20 protein-coding genes and 1 riboswitch are annotated in these 20,772 nt (G+C 50.2%); of the genes, 16 read left to right on the top strand and 4 right to left on the bottom strand.

What is annotated here, in order from left to right; translation table 11 throughout:
* Positions 1-133 precede the first annotated feature (133 nt).
* Genes exbB through WG31_RS11280 form a run of 3 tightly spaced genes read left to right on the top strand, consistent with a single transcriptional unit; the run spans position 134 to position 2,162 of the window.
* Positions 134-883 carry a tonB-system energizer ExbB gene (exbB, locus tag WG31_RS11270; protein WP_035352329.1) on the top strand — a complete coding sequence of 250 codons (750 nt, stop codon included), beginning with the start codon at positions 134-136 and terminating at the stop codon, positions 881-883.
* Between the two features lie 5 nt (positions 884-888).
* Positions 889-1,338: a TonB system transport protein ExbD gene (exbD, locus tag WG31_RS11275; RefSeq protein ID WP_063354572.1), complete on the top strand. Its 450-nt coding sequence runs from the start codon at positions 889-891 to the stop codon at positions 1,336-1,338.
* Positions 1,335-2,162, top strand: a complete 828-nt coding sequence (locus tag WG31_RS11280) for an energy transducer TonB family protein (protein WP_063354573.1) — start codon at positions 1,335-1,337, stop codon at positions 2,160-2,162. The genes exbD and WG31_RS11280 overlap by 4 nt, the downstream gene beginning before the upstream one ends.
* Before the next feature lie 61 nt (positions 2,163-2,223).
* Here WG31_RS11280 and WG31_RS11285 read toward each other — a convergent pair whose 3' ends face one another.
* The gene (locus tag WG31_RS11285; RefSeq protein ID WP_167348735.1) at positions 2,224-3,138 is read right to left on the bottom strand and encodes a LysR family transcriptional regulator; all 915 of its coding nucleotides are present in this window, start codon (positions 3,136-3,138) and stop codon (positions 2,224-2,226) included.
* Between the two features lie 120 nt (positions 3,139-3,258).
* On the opposite strand from WG31_RS11285, the gene WG31_RS11290 reads away from it, so the two are divergent.
* The 8 genes from WG31_RS11290 to WG31_RS11320 all read left to right on the top strand — a co-directional run bounded on the left by WG31_RS11290 (position 3,259) and on the right by WG31_RS11320 (position 12,562).
* Positions 3,259-4,314: an aromatic ring-hydroxylating dioxygenase subunit alpha gene (locus tag WG31_RS11290; RefSeq protein ID WP_063354575.1), complete on the top strand. Its 1,056-nt coding sequence runs from the start codon at positions 3,259-3,261 to the stop codon at positions 4,312-4,314.
* Between the two features lie 12 nt (positions 4,315-4,326).
* Positions 4,327-4,449: a hypothetical protein gene (locus WG31_RS16200; protein WP_255411708.1), complete on the top strand. Its 123-nt coding sequence runs from the start codon at positions 4,327-4,329 to the stop codon at positions 4,447-4,449.
* A gap of 273 nt (positions 4,450-4,722) precedes the next feature.
* Positions 4,723-6,027, top strand: coding sequence for a C4-dicarboxylate transporter DctA (gene dctA, locus WG31_RS11295; protein ID WP_006117331.1), 1,305 nt, complete (start codon positions 4,723-4,725; stop codon positions 6,025-6,027).
* A 363-nt stretch (positions 6,028-6,390) separates the two neighbouring features.
* Positions 6,391-7,983, top strand: a complete 1,593-nt coding sequence (locus tag WG31_RS11300; RefSeq protein WP_063354576.1) for a carbohydrate porin — start codon at positions 6,391-6,393, stop codon at positions 7,981-7,983.
* 77 nt (positions 7,984-8,060) lie between these two features.
* Positions 8,061-8,300: riboswitch (cobalamin riboswitch) on the top strand.
* 41 nt (positions 8,301-8,341) lie between these two features.
* On the top strand, positions 8,342-8,806 hold the full coding sequence (locus tag WG31_RS11305; protein WP_063354577.1) for a DUF2147 domain-containing protein: 465 nt from the start codon (positions 8,342-8,344) through the stop codon (positions 8,804-8,806).
* A gap of 113 nt (positions 8,807-8,919) precedes the next feature.
* Positions 8,920-9,591, top strand: a complete 672-nt coding sequence (locus tag WG31_RS11310; protein WP_063354578.1) for a sorbitol dehydrogenase family protein — start codon at positions 8,920-8,922, stop codon at positions 9,589-9,591.
* Between the two features lie 21 nt (positions 9,592-9,612).
* Positions 9,613-11,250 (top strand): GMC family oxidoreductase, encoded by a 1,638-nt coding sequence (locus tag WG31_RS11315; protein ID WP_063354579.1) that lies wholly within the window; start codon positions 9,613-9,615, stop codon positions 11,248-11,250.
* Positions 11,243-12,562, top strand: a complete 1,320-nt coding sequence (locus tag WG31_RS11320; RefSeq protein ID WP_063354580.1) for a c-type cytochrome — start codon at positions 11,243-11,245, stop codon at positions 12,560-12,562. The genes WG31_RS11315 and WG31_RS11320 overlap by 8 nt, the downstream gene beginning before the upstream one ends.
* Before the next feature lie 104 nt (positions 12,563-12,666).
* Here the strand turns inward: WG31_RS11320 and WG31_RS11325 are convergent, their stop codons facing one another.
* Positions 12,667-14,121: an NAD-dependent succinate-semialdehyde dehydrogenase gene (locus WG31_RS11325; RefSeq protein ID WP_006117325.1), complete on the bottom strand. Its 1,455-nt coding sequence runs from the start codon at positions 14,119-14,121 to the stop codon at positions 12,667-12,669.
* Positions 14,122-14,321: 200 nt separating this feature from the next.
* Here WG31_RS11325 and WG31_RS11330 point away from each other — a divergent pair, with 200 nt between their 5' ends.
* Positions 14,322-15,518: an MFS transporter gene (locus tag WG31_RS11330; protein ID WP_063354967.1), complete on the top strand. Its 1,197-nt coding sequence runs from the start codon at positions 14,322-14,324 to the stop codon at positions 15,516-15,518.
* Positions 15,519-15,532: 14 nt separating this feature from the next.
* Here the strand turns inward: WG31_RS11330 and cobU are convergent, their stop codons facing one another.
* Entirely contained in the window at positions 15,533-16,087 is a 555-nt protein-coding gene (gene cobU, locus WG31_RS11335; RefSeq protein ID WP_063354581.1) for a bifunctional adenosylcobinamide kinase/adenosylcobinamide-phosphate guanylyltransferase, read from the bottom strand.
* Between the two features lie 61 nt (positions 16,088-16,148).
* Here cobU and cobT point away from each other — a divergent pair, with 61 nt between their 5' ends.
* Both cobT and WG31_RS11345 read left to right on the top strand, forming a co-directional pair.
* Complete coding sequence (gene cobT / locus WG31_RS11340; RefSeq protein WP_063354582.1) at positions 16,149-17,198, top strand: nicotinate-nucleotide--dimethylbenzimidazole phosphoribosyltransferase; 1,050 nt, start codon at positions 16,149-16,151, stop codon at positions 17,196-17,198.
* The gene (locus WG31_RS11345; protein WP_063354583.1) at positions 17,195-18,028 is read left to right on the top strand and encodes an adenosylcobinamide-GDP ribazoletransferase; all 834 of its coding nucleotides are present in this window, start codon (positions 17,195-17,197) and stop codon (positions 18,026-18,028) included. Before cobT ends, WG31_RS11345 begins: the two co-directional genes overlap by 4 nt.
* Here WG31_RS11345 and cobD read toward each other — a convergent pair.
* Positions 18,025-19,143 carry a threonine-phosphate decarboxylase CobD gene (gene cobD, locus WG31_RS11350; RefSeq protein ID WP_063354584.1) on the bottom strand — a complete coding sequence of 373 codons (1,119 nt, stop codon included), beginning with the start codon at positions 19,141-19,143 and terminating at the stop codon, positions 18,025-18,027. The two genes, WG31_RS11345 and cobD, sit on opposite strands and share 4 nt — an antisense overlap.
* Between cobD and cbiB the strand changes: the two genes are divergently transcribed.
* Together cbiB and bluB are read left to right on the top strand one after the other, a co-directional pair.
* Complete coding sequence (gene cbiB / locus WG31_RS11355; protein ID WP_063354585.1) at positions 19,142-20,131, top strand: adenosylcobinamide-phosphate synthase CbiB; 990 nt, start codon at positions 19,142-19,144, stop codon at positions 20,129-20,131. The genes cobD and cbiB overlap by 2 nt on opposite strands.
* Entirely contained in the window at positions 20,128-20,766 is a 639-nt protein-coding gene (gene bluB, locus WG31_RS11360) for a 5,6-dimethylbenzimidazole synthase (RefSeq protein ID WP_063354586.1), read from the top strand. The genes cbiB and bluB overlap by 4 nt, the downstream gene beginning before the upstream one ends.
* Positions 20,767-20,772 lie beyond the last annotated feature (6 nt).

Below are 20,772 nucleotides of genomic sequence, written 5' to 3' on the forward strand. Positions count from 1 at the left end.
TATTTGCTGTTTGAGATATGCCGCGCGTGAGAAAGCATAGGGCACCTTTTTCTAATTACACCATTGGTTGTTCCCTATAGGTTCTTCCGCGCGTCGCTTCATTATCTGTATTTGCGAAAGCACTTGGTATCTTATGCCCTTATCAGAATCATCTAATCAGATTCCGCTTTCTTTCTCTCCATGGGAGATGTTCCTGAACGCAGGCTCTGTCGTGCAATGTGTCATGATACTTCTGGCTCTTGCCTCGCTTCTGACATGGACCATTTTTATCGCCAAATCTGTTGAGTTTTTAAGTGTTCGCAGAAAGCTAAAAACAGCAGAAAAAACGCTGGAAGAAGCTGGCACATTGGCTTTGGGAGAAAGAAGCACACGCCCAAACAGTATTGCCCACACACTGGTTATGGCTGCGGAAACTGAAAAAGCTGTTTCTTACGATATTCCCAATGATAACGAAGGACTTAAGGAACGTATTGTTTTACATTTAGAGCGTCTGGAAGCTGCTGAAGGGCGCCGCCTGATGCGCGGCACAGGCTTATTGGCCACCATTGGTGCAACATCACCCTTTATTGGACTATTTGGCACTGTGTGGGGCATTATGACATCTTTTACAGGCATTGCCGCCAGTAAAGCCACCAGCCTTGCTGTGGTCGCCCCGGGTATTGCAGAAGCCCTATTGGCCACTGCACTTGGGCTTGTGGCCGCCATTCCTGCCGTGGTGATCTACAACCATCTTGCACGCCAATCTGCATCCTGCAGGGCACAAGTGGCAGATCTGACATCCCTTGTAATGCGCTTGGTTTCTCGTGATCTTGGCCGCACGCACAAACTTGCAACAAGCGCCCAGATTACTCCCTTTGATATCAACCGTATGGTTGGGGAATAAACCATATGCGCCGTATCCAGCATGCTGATGAAAACCCGCATGAAGCAAGCGAGATCAATGTAACGCCTTTCATTGATGTCATGTTGGTGCTTTTGGTAATTTTCATGGTAACAGCCCCCCTTACCACAGTAAACGTGCCTGTAGATCTTCCTTCATCAACGGAAAAACCAGCTCCACGCCCAGAAAATCCAGTTTTTTTAACTGTAAATGCAGATCATGCACTGACACTTGGTGAAGAGAGTATCTCAACCGACAACTTGCCAAAAGCGTTAGAAATAGCAACCAGGAGCAACAAGGATGAACGCATTTTCCTGCGTGCAGACAAAACGATAGATTACGGCACACTGATGAGTGTGATGGATAAGCTTCGTTCTGCTGGTTATCTCAAGGTTGCTCTTGTTAATTTGCAAGGTCAGGCAGATGGCTCTGCTCCAGCCGCAAAGACCGAACAATGAGCGCAACAACATCTTTTTCCAATTGGAAAATTCACCAAACACGCAGAACCAGAAAAGAAGATACTTTCCGTTGGGGCATGTCTTTTTTGATTGTTATATCATCAGCAGGAATTGCCACTTTATCTTTCCTGCACATGCCTCATACAATTCCGCCTATACCGGAGGCCCCGCCAGCGGCTATTGCTATTGATATGGCGCCAGAACCTGTTGCAATCCCTTCTCCACCCACAGATACACCACCTACCCCTCACCAAACAATTTCGGAATCAGTTCCTTCTCCTGTTGATCCCGCCAAACTGGAGGTTCCTCCTGCGCCTGCTCCACAGCCACCCCTTCCAGTTCCCAAACCCGAAAAACTGCGTAAAATTATAAAGAAACACAAATCTACTGTAAGTCTCAAAAAACCAAATCCTGACAAAACACTACCGGCAGAAAAAACAACAGCTCCCCTATCCTCCAAAGTGCCACCAAACCAAACACAGGCAGCACCTATTGATGGGTCATCTTCTTCTCACGTTTCCCAAAGTCCAGCCACATGGCAAGGGGCTTTGCTGGCGCGGCTGGAGAAATATAAACGTTACCCTGCAGAAGCTATGTCTGCTCATCAGGAAGGTGCGCCCAGGCTACATTTTACCATGGACCGAAAAGGGCATGTACTTTCGGCGCATATTGAAAAAAGCTCTGGCCATTCATTGTTGGATAGCGAAGCCTTGGCATTAGTGCATCGTGCAGAGCCGTTACCTAGTCCACCCGAAAGCGTGGCAGGCGATTCCATTACCCTCACCGTGCCAATAGAATTTTATATGGAACACATACAGGATTAAAAATTACTTCTTTAATAATCATCTTTCAATACCTGTTCAGTGTGTTAAGAAAATACGCTCCTTATCCTATTTTCTGGCGCAAGAGCGCCCATTCTGCCTCTACACTGTCTGCAACGCGCCGTGCCACGGCAGATAAAGGGCGCGCACGATCATGCGCAAGCGCCAACCGCAAGGGAGAAACATGCGCCCCTGCCAGCGGGGTAAAGGCCATGTCTCCATTTTGAACCTCATCCATCACATCCAGATAACTGAGAATAGTAATCCCCAGTCCAGCCTTAACCAAAGACTTTATCATCTGCACATTATTTGCCCCGGAAATCACATTCGGGTTCACCAAAGTATCTGCCTCCAGTTTTCTAAAAACAGACGAAAGGGCCAATGGTTCTTCTGGCACAATCACTGGATATTCTGCACAAATTGAAAACCGAGTTGAAGAGTGCTGAGTGACTGGATGCTGCGGCAGGCTTACCACGCCAAGTGGAAAAGAAAGCATTGAACGCACCTGCAAGTCTCGCAAATCTGCGGGGTCTAACAAAAATGCTAGATCTCCTTCTCCTGCAAAAAGACGTTCCCCCAATTCTGCATTATCATGGATATGGATGTTCAGAACAATTCCGGGATATTGTTCTTTTAGGCGCGCAGCAATGCTGGGCAAAAATACGCGCGCCAAAGCCTCTGGGGCCAAAATATCTATACGTCCACGGCGCATACCCTTTAAATCATCAATCTGGCGGTTCAGGCTTTCAAAATCTTTCGTCCACCGGCTGGCATGTGCATAAAATAACTCTCCCACCGCAGTTAAACGCATACCGGAAGAAAGGCGCTCAAATAACGGTGTTTGAAGGGCCTGCTCTCCCAAAAGGATATGTCTATCAATTGCAGAGGCCGCAATATGCAGATCTTCCGATGCTTTACGTATGGAGCCATGCCGTGCCACAGCCAAAAAATAGATTAGAAAGCGCGAAAAGGGATTCATTGACCTGTTCTCAGTTTGAGAATGGATACTGCATGAAATAGATATATCCGATAATATACGCTTAATGAAACACTGTCTCCTAAAGGAACGGGAAACATTCCCTATTCAGGAGATTAAGCTGTGACATCCCCAGCCTGCGCCCGCCCCGCCGACACCAAACTCCCCCGCGACCTCAGTTTTGATGCTGATGACTGGCTTATTCTGACCTCATACTGGCATCCCATTGCCCTTGTGCGTGAACTGGAAGACAAGCCCTTAGGCGTAACGCTACTTGATGCACCTTTGGTTGTTTATCGGGCTGGAAAAGAAATTGTTGTGGCAGATGACCTGTGCCCGCATCGTGGCGTGCCACTCAGCATGGGTAAGGGTAACGGCCAAACAGTTGCTTGCGCCTATCATGGCTTCCAATTTGGCCATCAAGGCCGATGCTTACGTGTTCCCGCCCACCCGAATAACGCCATTCCTTCCCGCCTGAACCTGCGGACTTACCCTGTGGTAGAAAGATATGGCTTGATCTGGACGTGCCTACGTCCCCAGGAAAATGCAGAAATATCTCTTCCGGCCATGCCACATTGGGATGAAGCAGGTTTCCAACACATCAACTGCCCTTGGATAGACATTGCCGGTTTTGCAGGGCGGCAGGTTGAGGGCTTTATAGACGTTGCTCATTTTGCATTTGTGCATACAGAAACTTTTGCTGACCCAGACAACCCTATAGTACCAGCATACATGCCCAAAATGACGCCCTATGGATTTGAGGCAGAATACCGCAGCAATGTCGGCAACTACCCTATTGGGCAATCAGAACGTGGCCGACCAGATTTTGAATGGCTGCGCCATTTTCGGGTGCATGTTCCTTTTACGGCCACGCTGGAAATTCATTTTCCCGATAACGGCAGGCTGGTCATCATGAATGCAGCGTCCCCTGTTTCCGCCAAGAAAACGCGCATGTTTGCACCCATGTGTCGTAACTTTGATACCGACCTACCTTTGCAGGATGTTTATGATTTCAACCTGAAAGTTTTTGAGGAAGACCGCGCCTTGGTAGAAGCCCAGAAACCCGAAAACCTACCGCTTGACCCTTCTTTGGAAGTACATGTGGTGGCAGATCGCAGTTCCATTGCTTACCGGCGCGCCTTACGCACCATTGGCTTGAGCCAGTTCTTTACCGCATGAAAGGATAAGATCATGGCTCCTTCTTCCTCCGTGAAGATGAAGGTTATTCTGGTATTGACCTACCATTTTCATGTGAACACAGGAGCCAGATTGCCCAATGCAGCCTCAGCACGCGCAGCCCCTTACCCACACTGAATGTCTAACATTCACAATAAAAATATGGTCAACCCCCGCATCATTACATCCATGTAATTATACCTCTATAATCTAGGACTTTATGCCTGAATATTCACCTTCCACATTGTTTACGCCTAGAAAACTCAAGAAAAAGAGATATACCCTCTCTTCCCAAACGATATAAACACGCGTTACCCTACGTGAGTCTGCGCGTATATTCTTGATATAACACTATATATTCCATCAGGATGCACCACAGGCACAAAAACAAGAACAGAAAGATTTTTAGGCGTGCTTCCATCATCTGCTCCCCTTTCCAGTTCACACCAACGCTTCCTTTACCTTCAGGTTCTGGTGGCTGTGGGTGCAGGCATTGCCGTGGGTGCAATGTTCCCCTCTGTTGCCACCGCACTTAAACCGCTGGGAGATGGGTTTGTTAAACTTATCAAAATGGTCATTGCACCTGTTATTTTTCTAACAGTGTGCACAGGCATTGCTGGCATGGCGGACCTTAAGCAAACTGGCCGCGTAGCTGGCAAAGCCATGCTGTATTTTTTGTGTTTTTCTACTTTGGCACTCGCCATTGGCATGCTTGTGGCTAACGTTCTGCAACCCGGTGCTGGGCTGCACATTCGCCCCGAAAGCCTTGATACAAGTTCTGTTACACAGTTTGTAAGTGCTGCCGCGCAGCATCATTCCTTTGCAGATTTTTTGTTGCAGATCATTCCTTCCACAACCGCCGGAGCATTTACATCGGGTGAAATTCTGCAGGTTCTGCTGGTTGCCATCCTGTTTGGCATCAGTCTGGCCAAAATGGGTAAAGCGGGGGAAGCCGTCCTTAATCTGTTTTACAGCCTGACAGAACTTGTTTTTGGAGTTGTACGTTTGGTGATGTATCTGGCACCTGTTGGGGCTTTTGGTGCCATGGCTTTTACCGTAGGTAAGTTTGGCCTGCATTCCATTCTGCACCTACTTGCCTTGGTGCTAACATTCTATCTTACAGCCATTCTGTTTGTAGGCGTTGTTCTGGGTGTTGTGGCACGATTGGCTGGTTTTAGCATTCTGCGGCTCTTGGTCTTTCTAAAAGAAGAGCTGTTGATTGTGTTGGGCACCAGTTCTTCTGAATCCGCCCTACCCGGTTTGATTGCCAAATTGGAAAGGGCTGGCTGCTCCCAAGGGATTGTAGGGTTAGTTGTGCCCATGGGCTATTCTTTTAATCTGGATGGCACCAATATTTACATGACTCTTGCTGCGCTGTTTATTGCGCAGGCAACTGATGTGCACCTAAGCTTTCAGGAACAACTTGCCCTGCTGCTAGTTGCTATGGTGAGTTCCAAAGGTGCTGCTGGTGTAACAGGCGCTGGTTTTATTACTCTGGCTGCCACACTTTCTGTTGTACCCAGCGTGCCTGTGGGTGGCATGGCGCTTATTCTGGGTATTGATCGTTTTATGTCTGAATGTCGTTCCCTTACCAATCTGGTTGGTAATGCTGTTGCTGCTATTGTTGTCTCACGCTGGGAAAATGCGTTGGATGATACGCAACTTCATGAGGCCTTGCACACGCAACCACAAATTACAAAAACACCTTCAGTCTGATACCTCTTTTACGTAGGTAGCTCCTCTGGCTGCCTACGGATTTCTTGTATTTGTAATTGAGAATAAACCTTGTTGTAACAGTGTAATTTTGTAAACTTTTTCTTGAGTATTCGTTATAACAGAAAAAAATCCTTGAATCTTTTTGATTGTAATTTAATTTCCATAATCCGCGATAATAAAAACAAAAAGAAACGTGAGATCTGAAAAATGTTTGCTAAAATTACAAAATCTATTTTTTAAAGAGAAAGCACCCAGCCGCCTTTCCCTTTAATCTTTGTATTTCTTTCCCCTTGTTTCAGAGATGCTCCGTTGCTGCATGCCACTTGTACGCAATGGTCGTTCTTGCGCCATGAGGATCGGGCAATGCCCTCAACTTATATCATTTCAAATTCAGAACAAAAAACATCACGCTACCAGCAAGAATGTTTATCCGTTCTTCGCTTGCTTTATATCGGGACAGTTCTTTTCACATTTGATATTGCTTTTCACGCTACCTCCGCGCGCGCTCAACAGAATGAAACCACCAAGTCTTTTGAGAAACCTGAATTTTCTTCAAAATCTATCGTTAACGCCGAGATACCAAAAAAACACAAACGCCCGATAGCTGAAGAACGTCTGGACGCCCTGTTTGATACTGAAAGCCTTTCCTACCTGTTAAACCATAATAATACAGCGTTACGCAGGCAGGATATCAGTGCGGGGTATTTTGTTGCTGAACAGGCCTTTGGCAATCTGGCTCCGGGCCTTAAACCTTGGCGCGACAGACTAAGCGAACGCGGCTTTACCTTTGAGTTAACATATAAAGGTGAAGGTATAGCCAATCTTGCTGGCGGTCTTTCAAAAGGTATGGATTATACGCATGAAATTCGTGCCAGCATGTTGTTTGATCTCGGCAAGCTTACCGGTTGGAATCCGCTACAAGGGTGGTACCTGCATGGTATTGTTATGAACCGTGAAGGCCGACAAGTCGGCTGGGATCATGTTGGGGAAAGAAATGTACTTCTTACAGAAGTATGGAGTATTCACGGCCCCGCAGCGGCCCGCCTTGCCGATCTGTATCTCGAAAAATCTTTTCTTCACAACCGTATCAATATCAATGTCGGACGCATTTCACTTACACATACCTATTCTACTTCTATTTTACTGTGCACATTCATGACCATGTGCTCTGCACCCATGGCTATACGAGAACCGGCAGGTTGGAGCGTTTACCCCAAAACATCATGGGGAGGCACAGTGCGCTTTCGGCCAACGCATGATCTTATCCTGCGCACTGGTATTTATCGCATAGGCCCCAAAGCACGTGACAATACAGGTTGGGCATGGGGCGATGAGCCTTATACAGGTATTCAAACTCCCATTGAGTTAACGTGGGAACCGTTTTTTGGCACGCGCAAGCTTCCGGGCCATTACAAAATCGGTTTTGGGCATGACACGTCTCCTTACCCCGATATGGTTGGCACCATTCCCGCTGCTTTTGCGGGCTCTGTGCATCCGCACAAACTCAAACCGCGTGATACATTTTATATAGAGGCAGACCAGATGGTGTATCGCAGCCATGGCGAACATCAGATGGCTGGCGGATATGTGCTAGCTGGCTTCATTCATAACACGCCAAGTAACTCCACATTCTCAAACGAGTTCTACGCAGGGGCTTCCCTTTTGGGTATTATCCCCCACCGGCCTTTGGATCGTCTGGGCGTCATGTATTCCTATTACCAACTCAGCCCACGCTTGGCCTATGGGCAACGTATGCAGGAAGCTGCGGGCGTTCCCCTTGGCCCCTATATCAATGGGCCACAAACACATTCTGCAATTCTGGAAGCATATTACGGCATTCCTGTCACACCGGGCTTGGTTATTACATCCGAGTTTGAGTACATGATGCGCCCCGGAGAAACCTCGGTTATTCCCAATGCTATTCTGGCAGGGCTTAAGGTTATTGCTGCCCTGTAAGGCAAAGCGAGGCGCAAAAACATCTCACCTGCCCTGCTTTTCTCATACTGGCACCAAACCTGCTTATTGCTAGAATATATATTCGAACAGATGGATGGTGCTGCGCAAGCGGCTTGAAAGGGAATGCCGTGTACGGATTTCTGCCTTAAATTGAAGCAGAATCTTTATAGTCGGCAGCTGCTCCCGCAACTGTAAGGGGAGGTTTGACCTGCTGCCGGTCACGGCTAGCCACTGGCCGATAAACACGGCTGGGAAGGTAAAAGGTCTAACATACCATATCCCCAAGCCAGGAGACCTGCCTCCATCAGGCACATCATACCGGGCGGGATGAACCGGCAGCGGCAAAACAGGCAGTAACATGCATAAACATGCCTTTAGCTCATTTTTAACAGCACTGCTTCTTGCTTGGAGCAATATACCCTCCAACGCTCATGCAGAAAGCGCCTCTACACCAGCCATAACCGGACAATGGATTACGGAAGACGGTAAAGGCGTATTCAATATCCACACCTGTGGCGATAAAATGTGTGGGAACCTTGTAGGGTTAAACCTAACGCAAGATGAAGAAGCTTCTGGCCGTAGAAAAACAGAATGTAACCTTCAGATGCTCAAAGGCTTCCATCCCATGGAAGACCGGCATGACCACTGGAAAGGTCATATCTTTGATCCTCAGAGCAAAAATACTTACGATGCTATTATATGGATAGCGGATGATGGTGCCCTGAAACTGCATGGTTTTTTAGGTTTGGAGCTCTTTGGTAGAACAGATACCTGGCAGCCGTTTCATGGCCGTATAGGCAACAACTGCCACATTAACCCCTAAGCATACCTGCTTCAACGAAGCATGAAATAACCTATTATTCCATTACAACAGCTTGCAAGCTCAGGCCGTCCCTATAAAACTACCCGTAATTTTGAACTCGATATTTCTCCGCAATGTTTCATTCTGACAAGGCGGAGCCCGGTTTTGTAGGGAGAATCCGAAGAATGAGACAAACGCACGAGGGGCAGCCTGTGGCGGAGTGGTGTTCATCTCCTAACGCCATGCGCCTGAATAAACTGTTGCGCATGTCCCGTCGGGATGTGCTTTTAGGTGGTATTGGTCTTTCTGTTGCAGGCACAACAGGTGCGGCGCTTGCTAATACCGCGCCTACTACACCAAACACTGAAGACCTCTCTCGCTTTATGCAGATATCCCAGCGACTGACAGATAGAGATACGCTAAACCCCCAGATTGGTGCGGCCCTATATGCCAATATCGTGCATGCCAATGCCGATCGACAGGATAAACTTAACACCCTGCATACTCTACTAGAGCGAGAAAAATTTACGACGGCATCTGCCTTTGCTCATGCAGCAGAAAAATCTGATCCCAAACTTAAAGATGTTATCCACGAAATTCTGACCGGCTGGTACCGAGGTATTGCGGATGGCAAAGTGGTGATTTACCGCTCCGCCCTGATGTTCGACATCACCAAGGATGCCGTTTACCCCAAAACCTATGCAACAGGCGGCCCATTCTACTGGACAAGCAAGCCACCAGAAGTTGCACGCCCAAAAGGGCACCCTGCACTTTCTGCTTCCGCCCTTGTTATCGAACCGACCTGATCTTACGGGATACCCCGCTTTATGCCCTCCGAAGAAAATCTTTCAGCCGACGTTGTGATCGTAGGATCAGGCGTTGCAGGTAGTTCTATTGCCAACGAACTGGCGCGCGCCGGTATTTCCGTCATTGTGCTGGAAGCTGGCCCACGTGTTGACCGCCAGCATTTTGTAGAAAACTTCCGCAATCTGGAAAACAAACCCTCTTATCAGGGGCCATTTCCGGCTGTGCCTTGGGCACGGCATCCGCCTGATCAGCAAACCCCTAACGAGTATCTGCATACCTCCGGCCCAAATGCCGAAGCCTATCAGCAGGTTTACTTACGTATGATGGGAGGCACCACATGGCACTGGGCTGGGTGCGCATGGCGTTACCTACCATCAGACTTTGAACTCAAAACACGTTACGGTCAGGGCCGCGATTGGGCTTTAACTTACGATGATCTGGAGCCCTTTTACTATCAGGCAGAAGTCATGATGGGGGTTTGCGGGCCAGATCCTGCGGTGGAAGATCTTGGGTCTCCCCGCAGGCAGCCATATCCTATGGATGCACTGCCCATTTCTTACGCTGCACAACAATTCCGCAAACTGATTCAGGAAAAAACGCCGTGGCGCGTGGTGCACGAACCACAAGCACGTAACACCCGCCCGTATGATAGCCGCCCAACATGTGAAGGGCATAATAACTGCATGCCCATCTGCCCTATTGGGGCCATGTATAACGGTAGCTATTCCGTTTACCATGCAGAAGCTGCCGGGGCTAAGTTTATCCCCAACGCTGTGGTGTATAAGATTGAGCGAGACAGCGCGAACAAGCGCGTAACCGCCGTGCATTACTTTGACCCCGACAAAGGGTCACACCGCGTTACGGGCAAATATTTTGTTATTGCTGCGCACTGCATTGAAACAGCTAAACTGCTGCTGCTTTCTGCTGATGAACAAAGCCCGGATGGTGTTGCCAACAGTTCCGGCCATGTAGGCCGCAACATGATGGATCATACCGGTGTACAGGTTACCTTCATCAGTGGCGATCAAGCCTTGTGGCCGGGCCGTGGGCCGCTGGAAACCAACGTGATCGACAATTTCCGTGATGGAAACTGGCGCTCAGACCGTGGGGCCTACCTTGTGCACATGGTGGATGATAACCAAGTGGATCTGGCTACCCAGTTAGCTATTTCCAAAGGGTACGTTGGCCGGGAACTGGAAGAACAGATCCGTTACCTAGCTTCACACACTGTACGGCTGTTCAGCCATAACGAAGCTCTGCCAGATCCCAACAACCGTCTGACACTCAGCAAAGAGCATAAGGATATTCTGGGGATTCCGCACCCAGAAGTGTACTATAAGCTGCCCGAATACACTGTGCGCAGTTGTGAACACACACGCTATGTTTTCCGCGACCTAATCAAACTGATGCACGGCACGGATGAACAGTGGACTCCGGGCTACTTCCCGCAGGATCATCCCGCAGGCAGCACCATTATGGGCGCAGATCCCAAGGATTCCGTGGTAGATGGCCATTGCCGAACGCATGATCATGACAATCTGTTTATTGCCAGTTCCTCGGTTTTCTCAACCGTTGGCACCGGCAACATCACCCTGACTGTAGCTGCCTTAGCGCTACGTGTTGCCGATACGCTGAAAAAAGAACTTGCTCATGCCTGATTTTTCCAAAACCTTGCGCACCCTTCTTTCGGCAGGCACGGTGCTTGGTGTTTGCGCTCTTACCCAGCCACCTGTCCATGCAGAAGATGCAGCTCCGGATCAGGCTGTTCTGGACCGTGGTGCTTATATTGCCACTGCATCAGATTGTATTGCCTGTCACACCAAGCCCGGTTCGCAGCCATTTGCTGGTGGCCTAAAAATTGCAACACCTATGGGTGATGTAATTTCCACCAACATTACGCCAGATCCAGAGCGCGGCATTGGCAAATACACAGAGCAAGACTTTGAACAAGCCGTACGCCATGGCGTACGCAAAGATGGCGCTTACCTGTACCCTGTTATGCCTTATGTTTCTTATGCAGGCATGACAGATCAGGATGTGCATGCGCTTTATATGTGGTTCATGCACAGCGTAAAACCAGTTGCCAGCACCCCGGCAGAAACAACGCTGGTGTTTCCTGCCAATATGCGCAGCGCAATGGCGGCCTGGAACTTTGTAACCACCAAGGAAGAGCCAGAAAGCGGAGATTCCAGCACATATGATCCGCTACGCCGCGGCAAGTATCTTACCAATGCGCTGGAACATTGCGGCACCTGCCATACGCCGCGTAACTTCATGCTCAGTGAAAAGCAGGACAGATATCTGGCTGGCACGTCGCTTGATGGATGGTACGCCCCCAACATCACCACCAGCAAAACCGGTGGTATAGGCAACTGGAGCGAAGAGGATATTGTTGCCTACCTGAAAACAGGCCATGCCAATGGTCATGCTCAAGCCGCAGGCCCCATGGCAGAAGCTGTGGAACACAGCACCAGCCACCTGACAGATCAGGATCTGCACGCCATAGCTACTTATATTCACCAAGTTCCAGCTATGGACGATGATATGGAACATCAGGCACGAGATAGCTTTGGCCAAGCTATAGAAGCACTGGATATCCGCCAGAGTGCCCCAACCCGAATTGATGATCTGACCGAAATGGACGGACAGCACGCATACGATGCCAACTGCGCGGCCTGCCATGGCCAGACTGGTACGGGCACGAAGGATCAATACGCACCTTCATTGTTCCATAACTCAACCGTGGGCAGCGCACGGCCAGATAACCTGATCATGACCATTCTGCACGGGGTGCAACGCAAAACCGAAGCAGGAAATGTATCTATGCCGGACTTTAGCGGTCATTCAGACGTGCAGCGTCTGAACGATGCTGAAATTGCAAAGATCGTGAATTATGTGATGGCAACCTTTGGCAGCGGAGACCAGCACGTAACAGCAGATCAGGTTGCACAGTTCCATAAAGACAAATGACAGCCACACCATACATAGGCTGATAAGACCACACACCAAAAAGGGCGGAGAGGTTTAAACCCCTCCGCCCTTTTTTACATGATCTTCAGAAAAAAACTGAAGCGTTAGAAAGAAGGCTTTTCGTGAAGAGCGGATACCAGACGTGTAATGGTATGTGCCTTCAAAGCTTCTGGCCCACCTTCCGTGCCATAACCAGAATCTTTCATGCCACCAAACGGCACTTCTGGCACGCCAATACCATGGTGATTGACAGCAACCATCCCGGCTTCCAGCTTTTCGCCCAGCAGGCGCTCCGTGCGTTCACAACGCGTGTAAACATAAGCCGCTAAGCCATATGGTAGGCGGTTGGCTTCCTTTACAGCGTCCGCCAGATCAGAATACTCATCCATAATGGCAATCGGGCCAAAGGGCTCTTCCTGCATAACCCGCATTTCCAGCGTTGGCTTCAGCACCAATGTGGGTGGGAAGAAGCACCCATCATTCGGCATGGAAATATCAGGCTGCCAAAGTTCAGCGCCTTTCTGGCGGGCATCATCCACCAGTTCGGTCAATGCTTTTACGCGGCGCTCATTCACCAATGGCCCCATGGTAACGCCTTCATCCAGACCATTGCCAATCTTAAGCGCGCTCATCTGGGCTTTGAATTTTTCAATAAAGGGCGCTGCAATTTCCTTGTGTAAAAGGAAACGTGTGGGAGCAATGCACACTTGCCCGGCATTACGGAACTTGGCGGCTGCCAAACGTTCGGCTGCGGCATCCAGATCTGCATCCGGGCACACAATAACCGGGCCATGGCCACCCAGTTCCATAGTGACCGGCTTCATCTGCGCGCCAGCCAATGCGGCCAGATGCTTGCCGACAGGCGTAGACCCCGTAAAGGAAATCTTGCGCACAACTGGATGCGCAATCAGATACTCAGAAATTTCCGCTGGCACACCATACACCAGAGAAACCGCACCTGCCGGAATACCGGCATCACAAAAACACCGGATCAGTTCTGCCGGAGAAGCTGGCGTATCTTCCGGAGCCTTTACAATAACCCCACACCCGGCACCCAAGGCAGCACCCAACTTGCGTGCAATCTGGTTGATGGGAAAGTTCCACGGCGTAAAGGCAGCCACAACACCTACAGGGCGGTGCAGTACACGCTGTTCTACATAAGGGGCGCGCGGGGGCACCAATTCATCATTTAGGCGACGGCCTTCTTCACCAAAATATTCAATAACACCAGCCGCACCCTGAATTTCAATAATCGCTTGAGCAAGGGGCTTGCCCTGCTCTTCGCTCATAATACGGCCAATCTGCTCTGCCCGTTCACGCAGCAGATCTGCCGCCTTGCGCATAATCACAAAGCGATCCCACGCAGTAAGGTTACGCCATGCTTCGTAACCCGCCTGCGCACCCGCAACCACTTTTTCCAGATCAGTTTTGGAGGCATGAGCAACCTGCCCAATAATCTGGCCCGTAGCCGGATTGGTTACCGGAATGGTGCGACCATCTGCCGCATCTTGCCATTTCCCGGCCACCAACAGCTGCGTGCGTATTTCTTTTTCTGACATCTACATCTCTCAAGCAGAACGGGCAGACATCCACCATGGAGCCTTTGTCCGGATTTTTTTTGCTGACACCATTTTATGTACTGCCATGCAAGAAAAAAGAGGTCTATACACCCCAGCGCATAATGGCCTCCTACCCGGTTCAGTTCCATACCGGCAGAGCTATTATCCTTCAAACCCTCAGTTGTATCAGTAGAAAGCCCATGCTTTTCAAAACCCTGTCCGGTCAGACAATAATCGGGCTGTGCGCCTTATTTGCCGCCACTTTTACGGCCATTACCAGCGAAGTTGCCCCTGTAGGGTTGCTGATAGATATGGCGAATTCCTTCCATATTACGGAAGGTAAAGCTGGTCTGGCCGTAAGCGCATATGCGCTGGTTGTGGCACTGGCGGCGGTGCCGCTTACCATTCTTACAGCCAGAATCAACCGCAAGACACTCATGCTTTGGGCTCTGATTGGTTATATCGCCTCTAATCTGATTGCCGCTTTGGCTCCTACCTTTGCCATTTTATGCTTGGGCCGTGCCGTGGGCGGGGCTGCCCATGCGCTTATGATGTCCATTGTTTCTGCCTATGCTGCGCATCTGGTACCCCCTCGCATGACAGGACGCGCCATTTCGTTTGTGTTTGGTGGCACATCGTTGGGGTCTGTTCTGGGGGTTCCCGGCACTGCTGCTATTGGGCAATTGGCAGGCTGGCGGGTTTCCATGATGGTGGTTACGGGTTTAGCCACCATTCTAACCGTATGCATCGCATTTTTTCTGCCCAAGGTGAATGCTTCCTCCAGCTCCGTGCATCTCCCTTCATTTCGCACCCCCGGTGTTGCTCGGGTTTTTGCGGTAGTGATTACCGTAAATACATTGTTCTTTTTGGGGCATAACCTTCTGTACACCTATGTTTCACCTCTGCTCATGTCTCATGGGTTGCCTGAAAGCGCGCTCAGCATTGCCCTGCTGGTTACAGGTGGCGTGAGTATTCTTGGGCTATGGGCTGCCGGACAGATGGTGGATTCCAAACCGGCACTTGGGCTGCTGGTAGCTGGCCTGATTACCGCATGTGGCATGGGTGCACTCTGCGGTTCTCTCCTTAGCGGATGGAGCGCGGTTGCGGCTGTTGGCCTATGGTGTGCCGGTTATGCCGCCCTTATCCCGGTTATTATGTCTGGCGCTATCCGTAGCCGCGCCACAACGGCTGATATTGCCGGTGCGGCCGTAAACGCCAGCAGCAATGTGGGTATTTTGTTTGGTTCCGCCGCAGGCGGAATGATTCTGAACACAGCTGGACTTTCTGTTTTACCGCCCATGGCTGTTGGTATTGTTATAATGGCTACAGCATTAGGGCTATGCAGCCCCGTTGCCTTCCCCCGCGTGTTGCATGATCATTCAGAATCTGAAAGCTGACACATAGCTGACGGTTATAAATCTTTCCCTTTAAGCACCAGTGGCAGCCCGGCTGCCACAAAAACAACTTGCCCTGCCTGTGCCGCTATCCGCTGGTGCAGGCGCCCTGCCTCATCCCTAAAACGGCGGGCCAAAGCGTTTTCCGGCACAATCCCCAACCCAACTTCATTGCCTACAAGAATGGTGGGGGCCAAGCGCTCCGGCAACACCTCCAGCAGATAGTGTGTTGCCTCCTCAATATTTTGGTCATCCAGCAACATATTGGTCACCCATAAGGTCAGGCAATCTACCAACACAGGCAGATGTGCATAGGTTTTTAACACCCATGCAATATCCAGCGGTTCCTCAACCGTTTGCCAACCCTGCTCTGTTCGGCTGGCCTTGTGGTGTTCAATACGCTCCTGCATTTCTGCATCAAATGCCCGACCAGTCGCCAGATAGATCCAAGGAGAAGGCAAGGCTGTCAGCATTGCTTCGGCTAAACCACTTTTTCCTGAACGTGCGCCCCCCAAAATCAGAACAGTGCCCTGCGCCCCTGTTTCTGTTGGATTGAGAGATAGGACACTCATGGTATATGCGCCTCACTATTTTTGTTTGCTTACATCCTTATAACAGCACAAAATCAACGGCATGCCATCATCTCCTTCTTTTTCTAACGCGCCACTCTGCCTTGGTTCCATGCGGGAACTCAGAAGCCTGTGTAGCGACTTGCCGCAGACAGATAAGATGGCCCAAAACGCCATTGCCCAGCGCGAACAGCAACTTACCAAGCCAGAAGGTAGCCTCGGCCGCCTTGAAGAGCTTACAAGCTGGCTAGGGGGGTGGCAGAAACGTGCCACACCAAAGCTGGAAAATGTGCAGGTTTTGGTTTTTGCAGGAAACCACGGCGTAACGCAGCAAGGAATCTCCCTCTGGCCTTCTGATGTTACAGCTCAAATGGTCAGCAATTTCCGTAACGGAGGGGCTGCCATCAACCAGATAGCCAAAACAGTTGGCGCATCCTTACACGTTATTCCTGTGCATGATCTGCAGCCTACGGCCGATTTTACGCATGAAGCGGCCATGACAGAGCAGAATTTTTTGCAAGCTGTCACACTTGGTTACAACGCCGTTTCATCTCACTGCGATCTCTTGTGCTTGGGCGAAATGGGTATTGGAAACACCACTGCCGCAGCCACTTTGGCAGCAGCCTTGTTTAAGGAAAGCGGCATCATCTGGGCCGGACGCGGCACCGGTGCGGATGATGCCGGATTGAAACGTAAAGCCGCAGTTATTGACGCAGCACTTAGCCTGCATCGGCAAGCTTGTTCTGATCCATTAGAAGCTGCACGCTGTGTTGGCGGATACGAACTGGCGGCCACATTGGGCGCCACATTGGCTGCCAGGCATAAAAGCGTACCTATTCTGTTAGATGGCTTTGTTTGCACGGCTGCGGCCGCACCTCTTGCACGCTTGCACGCTGATGGGCTGGCCCATACCTGCCTTTCACATTGCGCGACCACAACAGGACAAACACATCGCCTTGCCTCTTATGTAAATCTAGAACCTCTTTTGGGATTGGGCCTCAGGTTAGGAGAAGGTTCTGGCGCAGCGCTTGCAGTTTCTATCATACGGGCAGCGCTTGCCTGCCACACAGGTATGGCTACTTTTGCAGAAGCCGCGGTAAGCCAGAAAACATGACCTCTTCTGGCCGCCTTTCTATACCAGATACATTACGTTTACATCTGGCCTGTGGTGTTGGGCTTCTTACGCGCATACCTGTTGGCTGGCTGTTGCCATCTGCTTACAAAAACAGTTCCGCTTCTTGGCCCTTGGCACAATCCATCTGGTGCTGGCCTCTTATTGGTGCAGGCATTGGAATATGTGCCGGTGGCCTGTCCACATTATTACAATGTCGCCATATTCCGCCTCTGGCAGCCGCAGGCATAGCTTTAGGGATGCAAATTCTTGTAACAGGCGGTCTTCATGAAGATGGCTTGGCCGATACCGCGGATAGTTCTGGCGGCATGACACCTGAACGCAAACTGGAAATTATGCGTGACAGCCGTATTGGAAGTTACGGTGTTCTGGCTTTATGTTTGGCAACCTTAATACGCGCGGGCGTGCTTTCATCTATACATTCCATCGCACTGGCTTGCCTAATATGTGGCATTGCTGGCTGTCTGGCACGTGGCGCATTTTTGGTTGTTACAAAAACAATTCCACCGGCCCGGCCTGATGGTCTGGCACGATCACTTTACCCTTTGGCACAGCGTAATCTAACAATTGCTTTGGCTGTAATAATCTGTCTTTGCATTTTACTGACAGTATTTTTAATGCCAGCACCACTTACAGTAGCATGTTTGCTAACATTTATAGTTTTTCCTATTCTACTGGCTTTGGCGGTAGCTTTGCTGATAGCCCGATATGCACAACATAAACTTGGTGGCTACACAGGTGATATTCTGGGTGCCTGCGCCGTTATAACCGAATGCACGATCATGACGGCATTATCTGCGCTTTTTTATTAAAGCGTATGCCAAGCCTGCAAAGCTGCTTCTAACCTGCGCCATTGCACCTCGGAAGCTGGTAGCCCCATACGCAGCCAGTGCGCATTATAAGGAAAAATCCGGGTTACGATGCCTTGCTGACAAAGATGCTGCCATAACTCTGCTGCACGTTCACATTCTACCAACTCAAACAAAACAGCTTGGCCTTTATGGCTTAAGCCCGCTTTAGTCAGCAATTTTTTTAGGCGTGAACTGGCAGCATACAGTTTGGTTGATGTCTGTTTTAACCATTCCTTATCCTGCAAGGCTTGGCACCCAACTGCCAGCGCAATGGTGCTAACGGGCCATGACCCTAATAAATCTCGCGCATATGCAGCCACACTGGGTTGAGCCAACAAAAACCCAAGCCGTACCCCGGGCAATCCATAAGTTTTTCCAAAAGAGCGTAAAACCAGTAAAGCTGGATGCGGCAGGGCAGATGCAACGCTCTGACCAGTAATATCTGCAAAAGCCTCGTCCACCACCAACCAGCTTCCCGCTGCCTGACAGATATTGGCCAGATCCAGCAAGTGCGAGGCTCCTATCAAACGCCCATCAGGATTATTGGGATTACAGATAATACATACCGTATTTTTTTGCTGTGCCGCCAACTGTAGCTGAGCGAAATCAAGCACCTCGGATACCGGAATACCGTTCTTTTTCCATGCTTGCATATGTCCAGAATAAGTGGAGCCTAATATGCACGCTCGTTCTGCCTTCAGCACCCGTGGCAACAAAGCAATCAAGCTCTGGCTTCCTCCACCTGCAACCACCATGCTGGGGTCAGAAACACCATATGCTGTCGCAGCCGCCATCTGTAACGCAGCTTCTTCTGCCTCCTCCGGTAATGTATGCAAAGCAGATAGATCAGGCAGTTTGGCCGGATAAGCAAAAGGGCTGATGCCTGTAGAAAGGTCTACAAATGGTTGCGGTGCGTTTGCAAACATCTGCATAACTTTTTGCACCTGCCCCCCATGTGCAGGAATATGGCTTGACGCTGATGAAGATTTTGAAGGCATCACAGAAACCGCAGGTGCCTGTTGCGGCGGATACCCCTTGCCTTCTTGCCGCTTTTCCCGCACGCCTGCATCTGCCATGCTGCTTTATCCTTTTTCTATAACCCTGCCCGTTGCCGCCATGGCTGCGGGGCTGGAAGCCTTGTGCGGATATCCTGCACCGCTGTTTGCTGCAATAAGCCACCCTGTTGTGTGGATTGGCTTCTTGATAAACAGGCTGGAGCGGACGTTCAACAGGCCAGAGTGGTCAGATACAGCACGCCGGATATCCGGTTTTTTCGCGCTGTTGCTGCTTGTCGGTATTCCCGTCGGGCTTACGATATTTATACTCCATATCGGTTATATGTTTTTGCCGCCGCTTTTCATGCTTGGTGTACAGGCTGTTACGGCCTGTACACTGGTAGCTCAGAAATCTTTGTGGGTGCATGTCAAAGCAGTTGCCTCAGCGCTTCAACAGGTCGGATTAGAAGGTGGCCGCACAGCTGTAAGCCAAATTGTAGGGCGAGATACATCCGTACTGGATGAAACTGGCGTTGTGCGTGCCGCGCTTGAAAGTCTGGCAGAAAACTTCTCCGACGGCATTGTTGCGCCCTTATTTTGGACTGCACTGCTCGGCTTACCCGGAACTGTATTTTACAAAGCCATCAACACGGCAGACAGCATGATCGGCCATCTTAACCCACGTTATGCTGCATTTGGCATGGCTGCTGCCAAAATGGATGATCTCATTAACCTGCCAGCTTCCCGCTTGGCCGCTTTGTGTATCCTGCTATCCACACGCCCCACACAGTGGCGCACGATTTGCTCCACCGTGTGGCGAGATGCCAGCCGCCATCGCTCCCCTAATGCTGGATGGCCTGAAACAGCTCTGGCCACTGCCCTTGGCGTAAAGTTTGGGGGCCCCCGCAATTATGCAGGAACTGTGGTTGATGATGGGTGGATTGGAGAAGGCACCACAACGGCCACCCTACATGATCTGGAGCGCGGCCTTATCCTTTACCGCAGGGCTTGTGGTATTCTGATAGGTGGCTTGCTGCTGGCCGCTATTGGCTGCATGATAAAGGCATGACAGCACCTTTTTTCTCACCTTCTTTTCAGAACCAATTAGAGCAACTGCTTATATGGCGGCGGGATGTGCGGCATTTTCGTACAGCACCTGTGCCAACACCTGTATTGGATGAACTGCTGGAAACAGCCTGCTTGGCACCCTCAGTTGGGCTAAGCGAGCCATGGCGCTTTGTGCTGGTAAATGATTCCAACCGCCGCGATGCCATCCGCAAGAACTTTATGCGCAGCAATACGCAAGAACTGGAAGGGCGAGAAGGAAAAGACGCCCAGCGTTATGCGCGGCTAAAACTTGCCGGGCTGGATGATGCCCCTCACCATATAGCCGTATTTTGTGAGACCAATCCTCAACAGGGACGTGGGCTTGGACGGGCTACTATGCCACAAACCACCACATGGTCTGCCGTTATGGCCATTCACACTTTTTGGTTGGCTGCTACGGCCCACGGCGTTGGGGTAGGATGGGTTTCCATCCTTAATCCACAGGAAGCACATGCAGCTTTAAGCGTAGAGCCCAACTGGCAGTTTCTGGCTTACCTATGTGTTGGCTTTCCGGAACAACATGCCAACACACCAGAGCTTGAACGCCGAGGGTGGGAAAAACGTAACCCTGCAAGAAGACAGTGGATTCAGCGTTAAAGTAGT

The organism is Acetobacter oryzifermentans (genome assembly GCF_001628715.1).
Classification (GTDB): Bacteria; Pseudomonadota; Alphaproteobacteria; order Acetobacterales; family Acetobacteraceae; genus Acetobacter; species Acetobacter oryzifermentans.

Coding starts and splice junctions, on each gene's coding strand:
- exbB (WP_035352329.1), top strand. CDS start 134: ATGCCCTTATCAGAATCATCTAATCAGATTCCGCTTTCTTTCTCTCCA.
- exbD (WP_063354572.1), top strand. CDS start 889: ATGCGCCGTATCCAGCATGCTGATGAAAACCCGCATGAAGCAAGCGAG.
- WG31_RS11280 (WP_063354573.1), top strand. CDS start 1,335: ATGAGCGCAACAACATCTTTTTCCAATTGGAAAATTCACCAAACACGC.
- WG31_RS11285 (WP_167348735.1), bottom strand. CDS start 3,138: ATGAATCCCTTTTCGCGCTTTCTAATCTATTTTTTGGCTGTGGCACGG.
- WG31_RS16200 (WP_255411708.1), top strand. CDS start 4,327: ATGGCTCCTTCTTCCTCCGTGAAGATGAAGGTTATTCTGGTATTGACC.
- WG31_RS11300 (WP_063354576.1), top strand. CDS start 6,391: ATGCCCTCAACTTATATCATTTCAAATTCAGAACAAAAAACATCACGC.
- WG31_RS11305 (WP_063354577.1), top strand. CDS start 8,342: ATGCATAAACATGCCTTTAGCTCATTTTTAACAGCACTGCTTCTTGCT.
- WG31_RS11310 (WP_063354578.1), top strand. CDS start 8,920: ATGTTTCATTCTGACAAGGCGGAGCCCGGTTTTGTAGGGAGAATCCGA.
- WG31_RS11315 (WP_063354579.1), top strand. CDS start 9,613: ATGCCCTCCGAAGAAAATCTTTCAGCCGACGTTGTGATCGTAGGATCA.
- WG31_RS11320 (WP_063354580.1), top strand. CDS start 11,243: ATGCCTGATTTTTCCAAAACCTTGCGCACCCTTCTTTCGGCAGGCACG.
- WG31_RS11325 (WP_006117325.1), bottom strand. CDS start 14,121: ATGTCAGAAAAAGAAATACGCACGCAGCTGTTGGTGGCCGGGAAATGG.
- WG31_RS11330 (WP_063354967.1), top strand. CDS start 14,322: ATGCTTTTCAAAACCCTGTCCGGTCAGACAATAATCGGGCTGTGCGCC.
- cobU (WP_063354581.1), bottom strand. CDS start 16,087: ATGAGTGTCCTATCTCTCAATCCAACAGAAACAGGGGCGCAGGGCACT.
- cobT (WP_063354582.1), top strand. CDS start 16,149: ATGCCATCATCTCCTTCTTTTTCTAACGCGCCACTCTGCCTTGGTTCC.
- WG31_RS11345 (WP_063354583.1), top strand. CDS start 17,195: ATGACCTCTTCTGGCCGCCTTTCTATACCAGATACATTACGTTTACAT.
- cbiB (WP_063354585.1), top strand. CDS start 19,142: ATGCTGCTTTATCCTTTTTCTATAACCCTGCCCGTTGCCGCCATGGCT.
- cobD (WP_063354584.1), bottom strand. CDS start 19,143: ATGGCAGATGCAGGCGTGCGGGAAAAGCGGCAAGAAGGCAAGGGGTAT.
- bluB (WP_063354586.1), top strand. CDS start 20,128: ATGACAGCACCTTTTTTCTCACCTTCTTTTCAGAACCAATTAGAGCAA.